General features: G+C 65.8%; 11 protein-coding genes. 10 read left to right on the top strand and 1 reads right to left on the bottom strand.

Going from position 1 to position 13,556, the window contains the following annotated elements; all coding sequences use genetic code 11:
- Positions 1-9: 9 nt before the first annotated feature.
- From QTI05_RS05565 to QTI05_RS05535, 7 genes are all read left to right on the top strand, one after another.
- On the top strand, positions 10-948 hold the full coding sequence (locus tag QTI05_RS05565; RefSeq protein WP_286623248.1) for a 2-hydroxyacid dehydrogenase: 939 nt from the start codon (positions 10-12) through the stop codon (positions 946-948).
- 37 nt (positions 949-985) lie between these two features.
- Complete coding sequence (locus QTI05_RS05560; RefSeq protein WP_286541611.1) at positions 986-1,978, top strand: LysR substrate-binding domain-containing protein; 993 nt, start codon at positions 986-988, stop codon at positions 1,976-1,978.
- A gap of 159 nt (positions 1,979-2,137) precedes the next feature.
- Complete coding sequence (locus QTI05_RS05555) at positions 2,138-3,589, top strand: aspartate ammonia-lyase (RefSeq protein WP_286541612.1); 1,452 nt, start codon at positions 2,138-2,140, stop codon at positions 3,587-3,589.
- A gap of 180 nt (positions 3,590-3,769) precedes the next feature.
- On the top strand, positions 3,770-4,666 hold the full coding sequence (locus QTI05_RS05550) for a transporter substrate-binding domain-containing protein (protein WP_286541613.1): 897 nt from the start codon (positions 3,770-3,772) through the stop codon (positions 4,664-4,666).
- Between the two features lie 98 nt (positions 4,667-4,764).
- On the top strand, positions 4,765-5,496 hold the full coding sequence (locus QTI05_RS05545; RefSeq protein ID WP_286623247.1) for an amino acid ABC transporter permease: 732 nt from the start codon (positions 4,765-4,767) through the stop codon (positions 5,494-5,496).
- Position 5,497: 1 nt separating this feature from the next.
- Positions 5,498-6,187 (top strand): amino acid ABC transporter permease, encoded by a 690-nt coding sequence (locus tag QTI05_RS05540; protein WP_286541616.1) that lies wholly within the window; start codon positions 5,498-5,500, stop codon positions 6,185-6,187.
- 14 nt (positions 6,188-6,201) lie between these two features.
- Entirely contained in the window at positions 6,202-6,939 is a 738-nt protein-coding gene (locus QTI05_RS05535; RefSeq protein ID WP_286541617.1) for an amino acid ABC transporter ATP-binding protein, read from the top strand.
- 47 nt (positions 6,940-6,986) lie between these two features.
- Here the strand turns inward: QTI05_RS05535 and QTI05_RS05530 are convergent, their stop codons facing one another.
- Positions 6,987-7,901 carry a LysR family transcriptional regulator gene (locus tag QTI05_RS05530; RefSeq protein ID WP_286541618.1) on the bottom strand — a complete coding sequence of 305 codons (915 nt, stop codon included), beginning with the start codon at positions 7,899-7,901 and terminating at the stop codon, positions 6,987-6,989.
- 172 nt (positions 7,902-8,073) lie between these two features.
- On the opposite strand from QTI05_RS05530, the gene QTI05_RS05525 reads away from it, so the two are divergent.
- The 3 genes from QTI05_RS05525 to QTI05_RS05515 all read left to right on the top strand — a co-directional run bounded on the left by QTI05_RS05525 (position 8,074) and on the right by QTI05_RS05515 (position 13,531).
- On the top strand, positions 8,074-8,937 hold the full coding sequence (locus QTI05_RS05525; RefSeq protein ID WP_286623246.1) for an alpha/beta hydrolase: 864 nt from the start codon (positions 8,074-8,076) through the stop codon (positions 8,935-8,937).
- Positions 8,938-9,047: 110 nt separating this feature from the next.
- The gene (locus tag QTI05_RS05520; protein WP_286623244.1) at positions 9,048-10,274 is read left to right on the top strand and encodes an efflux RND transporter periplasmic adaptor subunit; all 1,227 of its coding nucleotides are present in this window, start codon (positions 9,048-9,050) and stop codon (positions 10,272-10,274) included.
- Positions 10,275-10,288: 14 nt separating this feature from the next.
- On the top strand, positions 10,289-13,531 hold the full coding sequence (locus QTI05_RS05515) for an efflux RND transporter permease subunit (protein ID WP_286541621.1): 3,243 nt from the start codon (positions 10,289-10,291) through the stop codon (positions 13,529-13,531).
- The last annotated feature ends 25 nt before the right edge of the window (positions 13,532-13,556 follow it).

Raw genomic sequence — 13,556 nt, 5'->3', positions numbered from 1 at the left:
AACGAACGCATGTCCGAGAAGATTCCCCTGCTGGTGATCACCAGCTTGTCGAGCGAACACCAGTCCCGCCTGGCGGAGCGCTACGCACTGACCTATGCGCCCACGTCGGCCGAGCGCGACGCCGCCATCGCCACGCACGGCTCCAGCTATCGTGCGGTGCTGACCATCGGCGTGATCGGGCTCACCGCCGCAGAAATGGCCGCGATGCCGGCGCTGGAGCTGGTGTGCTGCATGGGCGCCGGCTATGAACTGGTCGACCTCGACGCGGCCCGCCAGCGCGGCATTGCATTGGCCAACGGCCAGGGCACCAACGACGACTGCGTGGCAGATCACGCCTTCGGTCTCGTGATCGCGTCGGTGCGCGGCTTTCGCACGCTCGACCGGTTGTGCCGCGACGGCGTGTGGCGCCTCGCCATCCCGCAGCCGCCCAATGTTTCGGGCAAGCGCCTGGGGATCCTCGGGCTCGGCACCATCGGCCAGAAGATCGCGAGGCGGGCGGCCGGCTTCGATATGACCATCGGCTATCACAACCGCAAGCCGAAAGAGGGGGCGCCGCACCGCTACTTCGACAGCGTCAAGGCGCTGGCCGACTGGTGCGACGTGCTCGTCTGCGCCACGCCGGGCGGCGCGGCCACCCGGCACATCGTCAACGCCGAGGTGCTGGACGCGCTCGGGCCGCAGGGTTTCCTGGTCAACATCGGCCGCGGCAGCGTGGTCGACACCGACGCGCTGGCCACTGCCCTGCGCGAGGGCCGCATCGCCGGCGCCGGCATCGATGTGTACGAGAGCGAGCCGAAGCGGCCGGAGCAGCTGATCGGCATCGACAACCTCATCCTGACCCCGCACCTGGCCGGCTGGTCGCCCGAAGCGACCGAAGCTTCCTTCCGGCGGTTCCTCGAGAACGCCGAAGGGCACTTTGCCGGCCGCGGCGTCGTCACACCGATCTGACTGGACGGCTCATGCGCAAAGAACATAATGCCGGCTCATGGAAACCAAGTGGTTGGAAGATTTCGTCAGCCTTGCTGAAACCCGCAGCTTCAGCCGCTCCGCCCAACTGCGCCATGTGACGCAGCCGGCCTTCTCGCGCCGCATCCAGGCGCTCGAAGGGTGGGCCGGCACCGACCTGGTCGACCGCACCTCGTACCCGACACGCCTGACTCCGGCCGGCCAGACCCTGTACGGCCAGGCGCTCGAGGTGCTGCAGGGCTTGCAAAGCACGCGCGCCATGCTGCGCGGCCACGCGGCGGCGGGGCAGGACGTGATCGAATTCGCCGTGCCGCACACGCTGGCGTTCACCTTCTTCCCGGCCTGGGTCACGACCTTGCGGGAGCGTTTCGGACCGATCAAGAGCCGGCTGATCGCCCTCAACGTGCATGACGCGGTGCTACGGCTGGTCGAGGGCAGTTGCGACCTGCTGATCTCCTACCAGCACCCGTCGCAGCCGCTGCAGCTCGACGCCAACCGCTACGAGATGGTGAGCCTGGGCCACGAAACGGTGTCGGCCTGGGTCAAGCCCGATGCCGACGGCGCGCCGAAATACCGCCTGCCGGGGCGCGCCGGCAGGCCGCTGCCGTACCTGGGCTATGCGCCCGGGGCGTATCTGGGACGCATGGTCGACCAGCTGCTCAAGGAATCGGGCACCGCAATCCACCTCGACCGCGTCTACGAAACCGACATGGCCGAAGGCCTCAAGGTGATGGCGCTCGAGGGGCATGGCATCGCATTCCTGCCGCAGAGCGCGGTGCGCCGCGAGGTCAAGGCCCGCAAGCTGGTGAGCGCGCTGCCGCCGGAAATCGACAGCCTGGAAATCACGCTCGAGATCCAGGCCTATCGCGAGCGGCCCACTGCGGCGCCGGCCGGCAAGACCGCCGCGCGCGCCGCCAAGGGCGCGGTGGCCGAACCGGCGCAAGCCGACAAGCGCGCGGCCGATGCGCTGTGGAGCTACCTTGTGGCCAATCCGGTGGCCGGCGTCAAATAGCGCCGGCCTGTGAACGATCTATGACAACTGTGCATAACGGTGCCCGCAAACGGCATTGGCGCGGGTGCGGCGGCGAACTTACAGTCGCCGCAGTTTCGCTGTCACGCAACACACCTCCAGCACGCCGAGCGCGTGCTTTTTTTTAACTGGAGCGCTGCCATGGTTTCGAATTTCCGTACCGAACACGATTTTCTCGGGGAAAAGCAAATACCCGTGGTCGCCTATTGGGGTGTCCACACCGCCCGGGCGGTCGAGAACTTCCCGATTTCGGGCACGCGCATCTCGGCCATGCCCGACCTGGTTCGGGCGCTGGCCTATGTGAAGAAAGCCGCCGCGCGCGCCAATGCCGACCTCGGCGCGCTGGACCGGGAGCGCGCCGGCGCCATCATCCTGGCCTGCGAAGACCTGATCGAGGGCAAGCTGCTCGGCGAGTTCGTGGTCGACGTGATCCAGGGCGGCGCCGGCACCTCGACCAACATGAATGCGAACGAGGTGATCTGCAACCTCGCACTCGAAAAGCTCGGCCACGAAAAAGCCCGCTACGACGTGCTGCATCCCAACGACCATGTGAATGCATCGCAGAGCACCAACGACGTCTACCCGACGGCCGTCCGCCTGGCGCTCTGGTTCGCGATCGGCCGGCTGCTGACGGCGATGGCCGACCTGCGCAGGAGCTTCGAAGCCAAGGCGCTGGAATTCCGCGACGTGCTCAAGATCGGCCGCACCCAGTTGCAGGACGCGGTGCCGATGACGCTGGGCCAGGAGTTCCTGACCTACGCGATCATGATCGGCGAGGACGAGCAGCGGCTGGCCGAAGCACGGGCACTGATCGAGGAAATCAACCTGGGCGCCACCGCCATCGGCACCGGCATCAACGCGCCGCACGGCTATGCCAACCTGGTGTGCCAGTACCTGGCCGAACAGACCGAAGTCCCGCTCAAGCAGGCTGCCAACCTGATCGAGGCCACGCAGGACACCGGCGCCTTCGTGCAGCTGTCGGGCGTGCTCAAGCGCGTGGCGTGCAAGCTGAGCAAGACCTGCAACGATCTGCGCCTGCTGTCGAGCGGCCCGCAGGCCGGCTTCGGCGAGATCCGCCTGCCGGCGCGCCAGGCCGGCTCGTCGATCATGCCGGGCAAGGTGAACCCGGTGATTCCGGAAGTGATGAACCAGGTGGCCTTCGAGGTCATCGGCAACGACATTACCGTGACGATGGCGTCCGAAGCCGGCCAGCTGCAGCTCAATGCCTTCGAGCCGATCATGGGCTGGAGCCTGTTCAAGAGCATCCAGCATCTGGGCAACGCCTGCGTCACGCTGCAGAAAAACTGCGTCGAGGGCATCGAGGCCAACCACGAGTTTCTGGCCAAGCAGGTGCGCGAGTCGGTCACGCTGGTCACGGCCCTCAACCCGATCATCGGCTACGAGAAGGCTGCGTTGATTGCCAAGACCGCGCTCAAGACCGGCGGCCCGATCGATCTGGTGGCCGAATCGCTGGGCATCATGACCCGCGAACAGATGGCGCTGCTGCTCGTTCCCGAACATTTGACGCAACCTGTGCGATTGTCCACACCCGTTCCGGTGGCCGCCCTGCCTTCGGGCACAGAGGCTGCTTAGTCATGGCGGAACAACGAAAAGCGCGACAAGTGCGCGACAAGTGCACCAGTTCAGCGCTAACCAACAAGTCTGCCGACCGGACACAGTGCGTTGCGCACTGCATTGATTCGGGTATTCCCGAGAACGTGAATGTCTAAAATTTCGTTGTATCTCTCTCAGTCACCTTCAGGAGTTCTTCACATGAAAAAGCAAGTACTGGCATTGGCGATCTCGGCCGTCGCCGCCGGCGGCGCGTTTGCGCAAGCCACCGACACCCTGGCCAAGATCAAGGCCTCGGGCGTCATCACCGAAGGCGTGCGCGAATCGTCGGGCCTGTCGTACACGCTGGGGAACGGGCAATACACCGGTTTCCACTACGACGTCTGCGCCAACATCATCAAGGATCTCGAGAAGGCTGTCGGCAAGAAGCTCGAAACCAAATACCAGCCGGTGACCTCGCAGAACCGCGTGCCGCTGGTGCAGAACGGCACGGTCGACCTCGAGTGCGGCTCCACCACCAACAACGCCACGCGCGCCAAGGACGTGTCCTTCGCCGTGACCACCTACGTGGAAGAAGTGCGCATCGCGGTCAAGGCCAACTCGGGCATCACGTCGATCAAGGACCTGAACGGCAAGACCGTGGCCACCACCACCGGCACCACCTCGGTCCAGACGCTGCGCAAGAACGAACGCGCCGGCGGCATCGACTTCAAGGAGCTCTATGGCAAGGACCACTCGGACAGCTTCCTGCTGCTTGAATCGGGCCGCGCCGATGCGTTCGTGATGGACGGGTCGATCCTGGCGTCGAACATCGCCAAGTCAAAGGCACCGGCCGAGTACAAGATCGTTGGCGAAGTGCTGAGCGTCGAGCCGATCGCCATCATGATCCGCAAGGACGACCCGGCCTTCAAGAAGGCCGTGGACGACAGCATCAAGGCCCAGATCAAGAACGGCGACCTGGCCAAGCTGTGGGACAAGTGGTTCCTTAAGCCGATTCCCCCGGCAAACGTCACCGTGAACCTGCCGTTGTCGGATGCCACCAAGTCTGCCTGGGCCGCCCCGAACGACAAGCCGATGGAAGACTACGCCAAGAAGTGATCGCCATGCGGCGCTGACGTCAAAACGCCCGCCCGCAAGGCGGGCGTTTTGTCAAAAGAGCGCCAGACCCAACAATCGAGCATTTGAGGAGAGTCCCGATGGGATCAAACTGGGATTGGCAGGTCTTCTTGCAGGACCCGGGTGGCAAGTACCCGACTTACTGGCAATGGATGCTGTCGGCGTGGGGCTGGACCGTTTCGGTCGCGGTGCTGGCGCTGATCGTCGCGCTCGTGCTGGGCTCGCTGATCGGCATCATCCGCACGCTGCCCGACAGCCCGTGGCTGGTGCGCCTGGGCAACGCCTGGGTCGAGCTGTTTCGCAACATTCCGCTGTTGGTGCAGATCTTCCTGTGGTACCACGTGATTCCCGCGCTGGTGCCGCCGATGAAGTCGGTGCCGAGCTTCGTGCTGGTGGTGCTGGCGCTGGGGTTCTTCACCTCGGCGCGGATCGCCGAGCAGGTGCGCTCCGGCATCCAGGCATTGCCAAAGGGCCAGCGCTATGCGGGCATGGCGGTGGGCTTCACCACGCCGCAGTACTACCGCTACGTGATCCTGCCGATGGCCTACCGCATCATCCTGCCGCCGCTCACCAGCGAGACGATGAACATCTTCAAGAACTCGTCGGTGGCGTTCGCCGTGTCGGTGACCGAGCTCACGATGTTCGCGATGCAGGCGCAGGAAGAAACCTCGCGCGGCATCGAGGTCTATCTGGCGGTGACCGGGCTCTACGTGATCTCGGCGTTTGCGATCAACCGGATCATGGCCTACATCGAGAAGAAGACGCGCGTGCCGGGCTTCATCGTCTCGGCCAGCGGCGGCGGAGGACACTGACATGATGAATCTCGACCTGTCCTTCTACAACTGGGAAGTCATCAGCAACTTCGTGATGAAGGGCTTCTTCTTCAGCGTGATGCTGACGCTGGTGGCCACCGTGGGCGGCGTGATCTTCGGCACCGTGCTCGCGCTGATGCGCCTGTCCGGCAAGAAGTGGCTCGACGCACCGGCCACGATCTATGTCAACGGCATGCGCAGCATTCCGCTGGTGATGGTGATCCTGTGGTTCTTCCTGCTGGTGCCGGCCGCGTTCTACGCGTACTTCGGCACGCTGGGCTCCAACTACCGCTCCGAAATCTCGGCTGTCATTACGTTCATCGCGTTCGAGGCGGCCTACTTCAGCGAGATCATGCGGGCCGGCATCCAGTCGATTCCGCGCGGCCAGGTGCATGCGGGCCAGGCTGTCGGCATGACCTATGGCCAGAACATGAAGCTGGTGGTGTTGCCGCAGGCGTTCCGCAACATGCTGCCGGTGCTGCTCACGCAGACCATCATCCTGTTCCAGGACACCTCGCTGGTCTATGCCATCGGTGCCTACGACATGCTCAAGGGCTTCGAAACCGCCGGCAAGAACTTCGGCCGCCCGATCGAGGCCTACCTGCTGGCGGCCGTCGTGTACTTCATCCTTTGCTACGCGCTGTCGTACCTCGTCAAGCGCCTGCACAAGAAAATCGCAATCATCCGCTGATCGGAGAGTTGAAAATGATTGAAATCAAGAACGTTTCCAAGTGGTACGGCCCGGTGCAGGTGCTCAACGAGTGCTCGGTCAGCATCAAGCAGGGCGATGTGGTCGTGGTCTGCGGCCCGTCGGGCTCCGGCAAGTCCACGCTGATCAAGACGGTCAATGCGCTCGAGCCCTTCCAGAAGGGCGAGATCACGGTCAACGGCATCGCGCTGCACGACCCCAAGACCAACCTGCCCAAGCTGCGCTCCAAGGTCGGCATGGTGTTCCAGCACTTCGAGCTGTTCCCGCACCTGTCGGTGACCGAGAACCTCACGATCGCGCAGATCAAGGTGCTGGGCCGCAGCGTCGACGAAGCCAAGACGCGCGGCCTGAAGATGCTCGACCGCGTGGGCCTGATGGCGCACAAGGACAAGTTCCCCGGCCAGCTCTCCGGCGGCCAGCAGCAGCGCGTGGCGATCGCCCGTGCGCTGAGCATGGATCCGATCGTGATGCTGTTCGACGAGCCCACTTCGGCGCTCGACCCCGAGATGGTCGGCGAGGTGCTCGACGTGATGGTGACGCTGGCCAAGGAAGGCATGACCATGATGGTGGTCACGCACGAAATGGGCTTTGCGCGCAAGGTCGCCAGCCGCGTGATCTTCATCGACGTCGGTGGCCGTATCCTGGAAGACTGCTCGAAGGACGAGTTCTTCAACCACCCCGAGAACCGTCAGGCGCGCACCAAGGATTTCTTGAACAAGATCCTGGCGCACTGAGCTCGCCCCCAGGCTGCGCGGCACTTTCTCTTTTGTCTTTCCGCTTTCTATCTGCGTTGCAGGTGCGGGTTGTTGGCGAACAGGTCGGCGGCCCAGTCGACGAAGGCGCGCACCTTGGGGCTCAGGTGGCGATTGGGCGGGTAGACCACATGCACCGGCAGGGGCGGCGGCGCCCAATCGGCCAGCACTTCCACCAGCTCGCCGCTTTCGAGCTTTGGTGCCGCCGTGAAGGTCAGCGTCTGCGTCACGCCGAAACCCGCCAGCACCGCCGCCATGTGGGCGTTGCCGTCGTTGACCGAGACGCGGTAGGGCCCGGTGACATCGACGCGCTCGTCGCCCTTGACGAACTCGTGCGGGTACATGCGGCGCGTGCTGCCGGCGAAGAAGCCGATCACCAGGTGCTTCTTTTCCAGCTCGTCCGGATGCGTCGGCGTGCCGTAGCGCTTCAGGTAGGCCGGCGAGGCGACGGTGACCCAGGGCAGGTTGCCGATGCGGCGCGCCACCAGCGACTGGTCGGCCAGCTCGCCGCCGCGGATCACGCAGTCGACGTTGTCGCCGATCAGGTCGACCAACCGGTCGCTCGCGCCGAGGTCGACCAGGATGTCGGGGTACTGGTCGCAAAAGCGCGAGAGCGCCGGAATGATCACATGCGACGCGACCGTCGTTCCGACGTCGATGCGCAAGCGGCCCTTCGGGCTGGCCTGCGCGTTGGCCATGCTGCCCTCGAGATCGTCGAAGTCGTTGATCAGGCGCGCGGCGCGCTCGAAATAGGCGGCACCATCGGGCGTGACCGTGACCCGGCGCGTGGTGCGGTTCAGCAGCTTCACCCGCAGCCGCGCCTCGAGCGCCTGGATCTGCTTGGTGACCGTGCCTTTGGGGAGGTCGAGCGAATCGGCGGCGCGCGTGAAAGTGCCGGCTTCGACAACGCGAACGAAGATCCGCATCGCCTGTATCTGGTCCATCTTTAGAGCTTCTCCTGGGGGCCAACGGGTGCCGGCAGCGGAATTTTCACATGGGCAATCCGGGCGATTGTTAGCCGATTTGAAACAGAGTGGAGGTCTGCCGCCTGTTTTTCACACAGTGCAGCAGGCCTATATTCCATCCATCGTCGATCCAAATCCAGGCCCACACACCATGTCACCCCGTTCCCCGTCCAGCGCTGCCGATGCCGTTGCCGCCACGGGAAATGCCGTGGAAGCCGACATCACGATCGAACTGCCGGGCCGCGACCCGGTCAAGGCCCGCACCTATGGCCTGCGTGCCAGTGGCGCCCAGGGCGCGCCGCTGGTGCTGCACTTCCATGGCGGCACTTTCTCCTGCGGCAGCCTCGACAACGGCCGCACGGTCGGCCGGATGCTGGCCAAGGCGGGTGCCGTGGCGGTGTCGCTGGCCTATCCGCTCACGCCGTTCCCGGAGCCGATCGAAGTCGGCTATGCGGTGCTCGAATGGCTCTACAAGCAGCGCGTCAAGCTGGCTGGCAAGGGCGCACGCGTGTTCCTGGCGGGTGAAGAGGCCGGCGGCAACCTGGCGGCCGCGCTGTCGCTGATTGCGCGCGATCGAGCCCATCCGCCGCTGGCAGGCCAGATCCTGCTGTCGCCGATGCTCGACCCGTGCGCCGGCACACGCTCGCTGCGTGAAGCGAGCGCCAGCACAGTCGATTGCCGCTTTGCCAGCGGCTGGCAGGACTACCTTCGCTGCCCTGGCGATGCCTTGCACCCGTACGCCGTACCGGGCGCGTCGATGCGTCTGGCCGAACTGGCGCCCACGCTGGTGCTGGTCGGCCCCGACGACCCGATGCGCGACGAGGCGCTGGCCTATGCCGAGCGGCTGCGCAAAGCGGGCAATCCGGTGACCAGCAGCGTGCTGCAGAGTGCGGCCAACTGGCCCCAAGCGCTGTACGACGCGGACAGCAGCTGTTGTGCCTGCGAAGCCGCCGTCGAGCAGCAGTTGCGTGACTTCTTCGGCGCCACGCCTCCGGCACCGCAACCGCCTCACTAGCGCGCCGCGCCGGCGCGCCCCTTCCGACTTCCGCTCACCGGTGCCGAAACGCACCGGCGGGCCCCGTGCATCCCGACTTCAGCGTTTTCAGGTCTCTTCAAGGAATCATCATGAACAACAACCAACTGCTTTCCCTGTCCCGCCGCGGCCTGTGGCCAGCCCTGACCGGCATCACGGCGATCGCCGCCGTGGTTGCCGCGCTGTTCGGCCAGCCGGTTTCCAACGCCGAAAGCCCGCCGGCCGCGCCACCCGCAACGCCTGTGTCGGTCGCGACGGTGGCTTCCACCAACATCACCGCCTGGGACGAGTTCTCGGGCCGGCTCGAAGCGGTCGAGCGGGTCGACGTGCGTTCGCGCGTGGCCGGCGCCGTGCAGGCGGTGCACTTCAAGGAAGGCTCGCTGGTCAAGCAGGGCGAGTTGCTGATCACGATCGATCCGGCGCCCTACGCCGCCGACGTGGATCGCGCCGAAGCCCAGGTCGCAGCCGCGCAGGCCCGCGTCTCGCAGGCGCAAAGCGAGCACGTGCGCGCCAGCCGCCTGTGGGACGAACAGGCCATCGCACAGCGGGAGCTCGACGAGCGTGGCAACGCCAAGCGCGAAGCCGAGGCCAACCTGCGTGCCGCACAGGCCGCGCTGCAAACGGCGCGCCTGAGCCTGGGCTACACCCAGGTCAGGGCGCCGGTGGCCGGCCGCATCGGCAAGCTCGAAGTCACGGTCGGCAACCTGGTCGCGGCCGGCCCCGGCGCGCCGGTGCTGACGACGCTGGTGTCGGTGAGCCCGATCTACGCGAGCTTCGATGCCGACGAGCAGGTGATCGGCAAGGCATTGAAGGATCTGCCCGGTGGCGCCAGCGCACGCACCTTGATCGGCCAGATTCCAGTGCAGATGGGCACGGCGGCGAGCAATGGCACGCCGTTCGAAGGCAAGCTGCAACTCATCGACAACCAGGTCGACGCGCGCAGCGGCACGGTGCGCGTGCGCGCCGCCTTCGACAACAAGGACGGCGCCCTGATTCCGGGCCAGTTCGCCCGCATCCGCATGGGCCAGGCGCGCAGCACCAACGTGATGCTCGTCAGCGAGCGCGCCATCGGCACCGATCAGAACAAGAAGTTCGTGATGGTCGTGAACGGCGACAACAAGACCGAGTACCGGGAAATCACGCTGGGCGCGCCGGCCAACGGCCTGCGCGTGGTGACCACCGGCTTGAAGACCGGCGAGCGCGTGGTCGTGAACGGCCTGCAGCATGTGCGCCCCGGCGCGCTGGTGGCGCCGCAGTCGGTGCCGATGGACGCGACCGCGCAGGCTCCCGCCGAACGCAAGGTCGCGTCGAATTCCTGAGCTGAAAGCGGATCATGAATCTTTCCAAATTCTTCATCGACCGGCCGATCTTCGCCGGCGTGCTGTCGGTGCTGATGGTTATCGCGGGGCTGATCGCCCTGCGTGGCCTGCCGATCTCTGAGTACCCCGAAGTCGCGCCGCCCTCGGTGGTGGTGCGCGCCCAGTACCCCGGCGCAAACCCGAAGGTGATTGCCGAAACCGTGGCCACGCCGCTCGAGGAATCGATCAACGGGGTCGAAGGCATGCTCTACATGGGCAGCCAGGCGACCACCGACGGCGCGATGACGCTGACCGTGACTTTCCAGCTCGGTACCGATCCCGACAAGGCGCAGCAACTGGTGCAGAACCGCGTCTCGCAAGCCGAGCCGCGCCTGCCCGAGGAAGTGCGCCGGCTCGGCATCACGACCGTCAAGAGCGCACCCGATCTCACGATGGTGGTGCATCTGGTGTCGCCGAACGACCGCTACGACATCAACTACCTGCGCAACTACGCGGTGCTGAACGTCAAGGACCGGCTCGCGCGCATCCAGGGCGTCGGCCAGGTGCAGATCTTCGGCGGCGGCGAGTACTCGATGCGCGTCTGGCTCGATCCGCAGAAGGTCGCGCAGCGCGGGCTCTCGGCCAGCGACGTGGTCGCCGCGATCCGCAGCCAGAACATCCAGGCTGCGGCCGGCGTGGTCGGTGCGTCGCCGGGCCTCTCGGGGGTCGACATGCAGTTGTCGATCAATGCGCAAGGCCGTCTGCAGAATGAAGAAGAGTTCGGCGACATCATCGTCAAGACCGGCACCGACGGCGCCGTGACCCGGCTGCGCGACATCGGCCGGCTCGAGCTCGGCGCGGCCGACTATTCGCTGCGTTCGCTGCTCAACAACGACGCCGCGGTCGGCATGGGCGTGTTCCAGGCGCCGGGCTCCAATGCGCTCGACATCTCTTCCAACGTGCGCAAGACCATGGACGAGATCGCGAAGAACATGCCCGAAGGCGTGGAGTACCGCATCGCCTACGACCCGACGCAGTTCGTGCGCGCCTCGATCGAATCGGTGCTGCACACCCTGCTCGAAGCCATCGCGCTGGTGGTGCTGGTTGTGATCCTGTTCCTGCAGACCTGGCGCGCGTCGATCATCCCGCTGCTGGCTGTGCCAGTCTCGGTGGTCGGCACCTTCGCCGTGCTGCACCTGCTGGGCTTCTCGATCAACGCGCTGAGCCTGTTCGGGCTGGTGCTGGCGATCGGCATCGTGGTGGACGACGCGATCGTGGTGGTCGAGAACGTGGAGCGCAACATCGAGGCCGGCCTCACGCCGCGCGAAGCGACCTACAAGGCCATGCGCGAAGTGTCCGGGCCGATCATCGCGATCGCGCTGGTGCTGGTGGCGGTGTTCGTGCCGCTGGCCTTCATCAGCGGCCTCACGGGCCAGTTCTACCGCCAGTTCGCGGTGACGATCGCGATCTCGACCGTCATCTCGGCGATCAACTCGCTCACCTTGTCGCCCGCGCTCGCCGCCTTGCTGCTGCGCGGCCACGACCAACCCAAGGACGCGCTGACGCGCGGCATGGACAAGGCATTCGGCTGGCTGTTCCGCGGCTTCAACCGCTTCTTCCATCGCGGTTCCGAGGCCTACAGCGGCGGCGTCAAGGGCGTGATCTCGCGCAAGACGCTGATGCTGGTGATCTACCTGGCGCTGATCGGCGTCACCTTCGGCCTGTTCAAGGCGGTGCCGAGCGGCTTCGTGCCGGCGCAGGACAAGCAGTACCTGATCGGCTTCGCGCAGTTGCCCGATGGCGCCACGCTGGACCGCACCGAAGACGTGATCCATCGCATGGGCGAGATCATGAAGAAGAACCCGAACGTGCAGGACGCCATTGCGTTCCCGGGCCTGTCGATCAACGGCTTCACCAACAGCTCGAACTCGGGCATCGTGTTCGCCACCTTGAAGCCCTTCGACGAGCGCAAGCGCGCCGACCAGAGCGGTGGCGCGGTGGCGGGGCAGCTCAACCAGGCGTTCGCCGGCATCCAGGACGCGTTCATCGTGATGTTCCCGCCGCCACCGGTGGCGGGCCTGGGCACCACGGGCGGCTTCAAGCTGCAGATCGAAGACCGCGCCTCGCTCGGCTACGACCAGATGGACGCCTCCGTGAAGGCCTTCATGGCCAAGGCTTCCAAGGCGCCCGAGCTGGCCGGCATGTTCACCAGCTGGCAGGTCAACGTGCCGCAGCTCTATGCCGACATCGACCGCACCAAGGCGCGCCAGCTCGGCGTGCCGGTGACGGACATCTTCGACACCATGCAGATCTACCTCGGCAGCCTGTACGCGAACGACTTCAACAAGTTCGGCCGCACCTACAGCGTGCGGGTACAGGCCGATGCGCCGTACCGTGCGCGGGCCGAAGACGTGGGCCTGCTCAAGGTGCGCTCCAACTCCGGCGAAATGGTGCCGCTGTCGGCGCTGATGAAGGTCAGCTCCAGCTTCGGCCCGGAGCGCGCCATGCGCTACAACGGCTATCTTGCGGCCGACATCAACGGCGGCCCGGCTCCCGGCTATTCGTCGGGCCAGGCGCAGGACGCGATCGAGCGCATTGCCAAGGAGACGCTGCCCCAGGGCATCAGCTTCGAGTGGACGGAGCTCACCTACCAGGAAATCCTGGCCGGCAACTCCGCGTTCCTCGTGTTTCCGCTGGCGATCCTGCTGGTGTTCCTGGTGCTGGCTGCGCAGTACGAAAGCCTGACCCTGCCGATCGCGATCATCCTGATCGTGCCGATGGGCCTGCTCGCCGCGATGACCGGCGTCTGGATATCGGGAGGTGACAACAACGTCTTCACGCAGATCGGGCTGATCGTGCTGGTGGGGCTGAGTGCGAAGAACGCGATCCTGATCGTGGAGTTCGCACGCGAGCTGGAGTTCGCTGGCCGCACCCCGGTGCAGGCCGCGATCGAAGCGAGCCGGCTGCGGCTGCGCCCGATCCTGATGACCTCGCTGGCCTTCGTGATGGGTGTGCTGCCGCTGGTGCTGTCGACCGGTGCCGGCGCCGAGATGCGCAGCGCCATGGGCGTGGCGGTGTTCGCCGGGATGATCGGCGTGACGGCCTTCGGCCTGTTCCTCACGCCGGTGTTCTACGTGGTGCTGCGCCGCCTTACGGGCAACCGGCCGCTGAAGCTGCATGGCGCGGTGCCGCACGTGACCGAAGCCTTCGCGTCGCCCGCTGGCGGTGGCGGCCCGCTGCACGCACAGCCGGCCGCGCCGCGCCCGTCGCACGAATGAATGAACGAGCGACACAAGGAGTCCA

Origin of the sequence: Variovorax fucosicus (assembly GCF_030316825.1) — a bacterium.
In the GTDB taxonomy this organism is placed as follows: domain Bacteria; phylum Pseudomonadota; class Gammaproteobacteria; order Burkholderiales; family Burkholderiaceae_C; genus Variovorax; species Variovorax fucosicus.
The sequence above is the reverse complement of the archived record's forward strand: the minus strand, read 5'-3'. Positions and strand labels throughout refer to the sequence as shown.

What these genes read in the sequence shown, in the direction of transcription:
- QTI05_RS05530 (WP_286541618.1), bottom strand. Translation starts at nt 7,901, where the DNA reads ATGGACCAGATACAGGCGATGCGGATCTTCGTTCGCGTTGTCGAAGCC.
- QTI05_RS05560 (WP_286541611.1), top strand. Translation starts at nt 986, where the DNA reads ATGGAAACCAAGTGGTTGGAAGATTTCGTCAGCCTTGCTGAAACCCGC.
- QTI05_RS05515 (WP_286541621.1), top strand. Translation starts at nt 10,289, where the DNA reads ATGAATCTTTCCAAATTCTTCATCGACCGGCCGATCTTCGCCGGCGTG.
- QTI05_RS05545 (WP_286623247.1), top strand. Translation starts at nt 4,765, where the DNA reads ATGGGATCAAACTGGGATTGGCAGGTCTTCTTGCAGGACCCGGGTGGC.
- QTI05_RS05550 (WP_286541613.1), top strand. Translation starts at nt 3,770, where the DNA reads ATGAAAAAGCAAGTACTGGCATTGGCGATCTCGGCCGTCGCCGCCGGC.
- QTI05_RS05525 (WP_286623246.1), top strand. Translation starts at nt 8,074, where the DNA reads ATGTCACCCCGTTCCCCGTCCAGCGCTGCCGATGCCGTTGCCGCCACG.
- QTI05_RS05535 (WP_286541617.1), top strand. Translation starts at nt 6,202, where the DNA reads ATGATTGAAATCAAGAACGTTTCCAAGTGGTACGGCCCGGTGCAGGTG.
- QTI05_RS05565 (WP_286623248.1), top strand. Translation starts at nt 10, where the DNA reads ATGTCCGAGAAGATTCCCCTGCTGGTGATCACCAGCTTGTCGAGCGAA.
- QTI05_RS05555 (WP_286541612.1), top strand. Translation starts at nt 2,138, where the DNA reads ATGGTTTCGAATTTCCGTACCGAACACGATTTTCTCGGGGAAAAGCAA.
- QTI05_RS05520 (WP_286623244.1), top strand. Translation starts at nt 9,048, where the DNA reads ATGAACAACAACCAACTGCTTTCCCTGTCCCGCCGCGGCCTGTGGCCA.
- QTI05_RS05540 (WP_286541616.1), top strand. Translation starts at nt 5,498, where the DNA reads ATGATGAATCTCGACCTGTCCTTCTACAACTGGGAAGTCATCAGCAAC.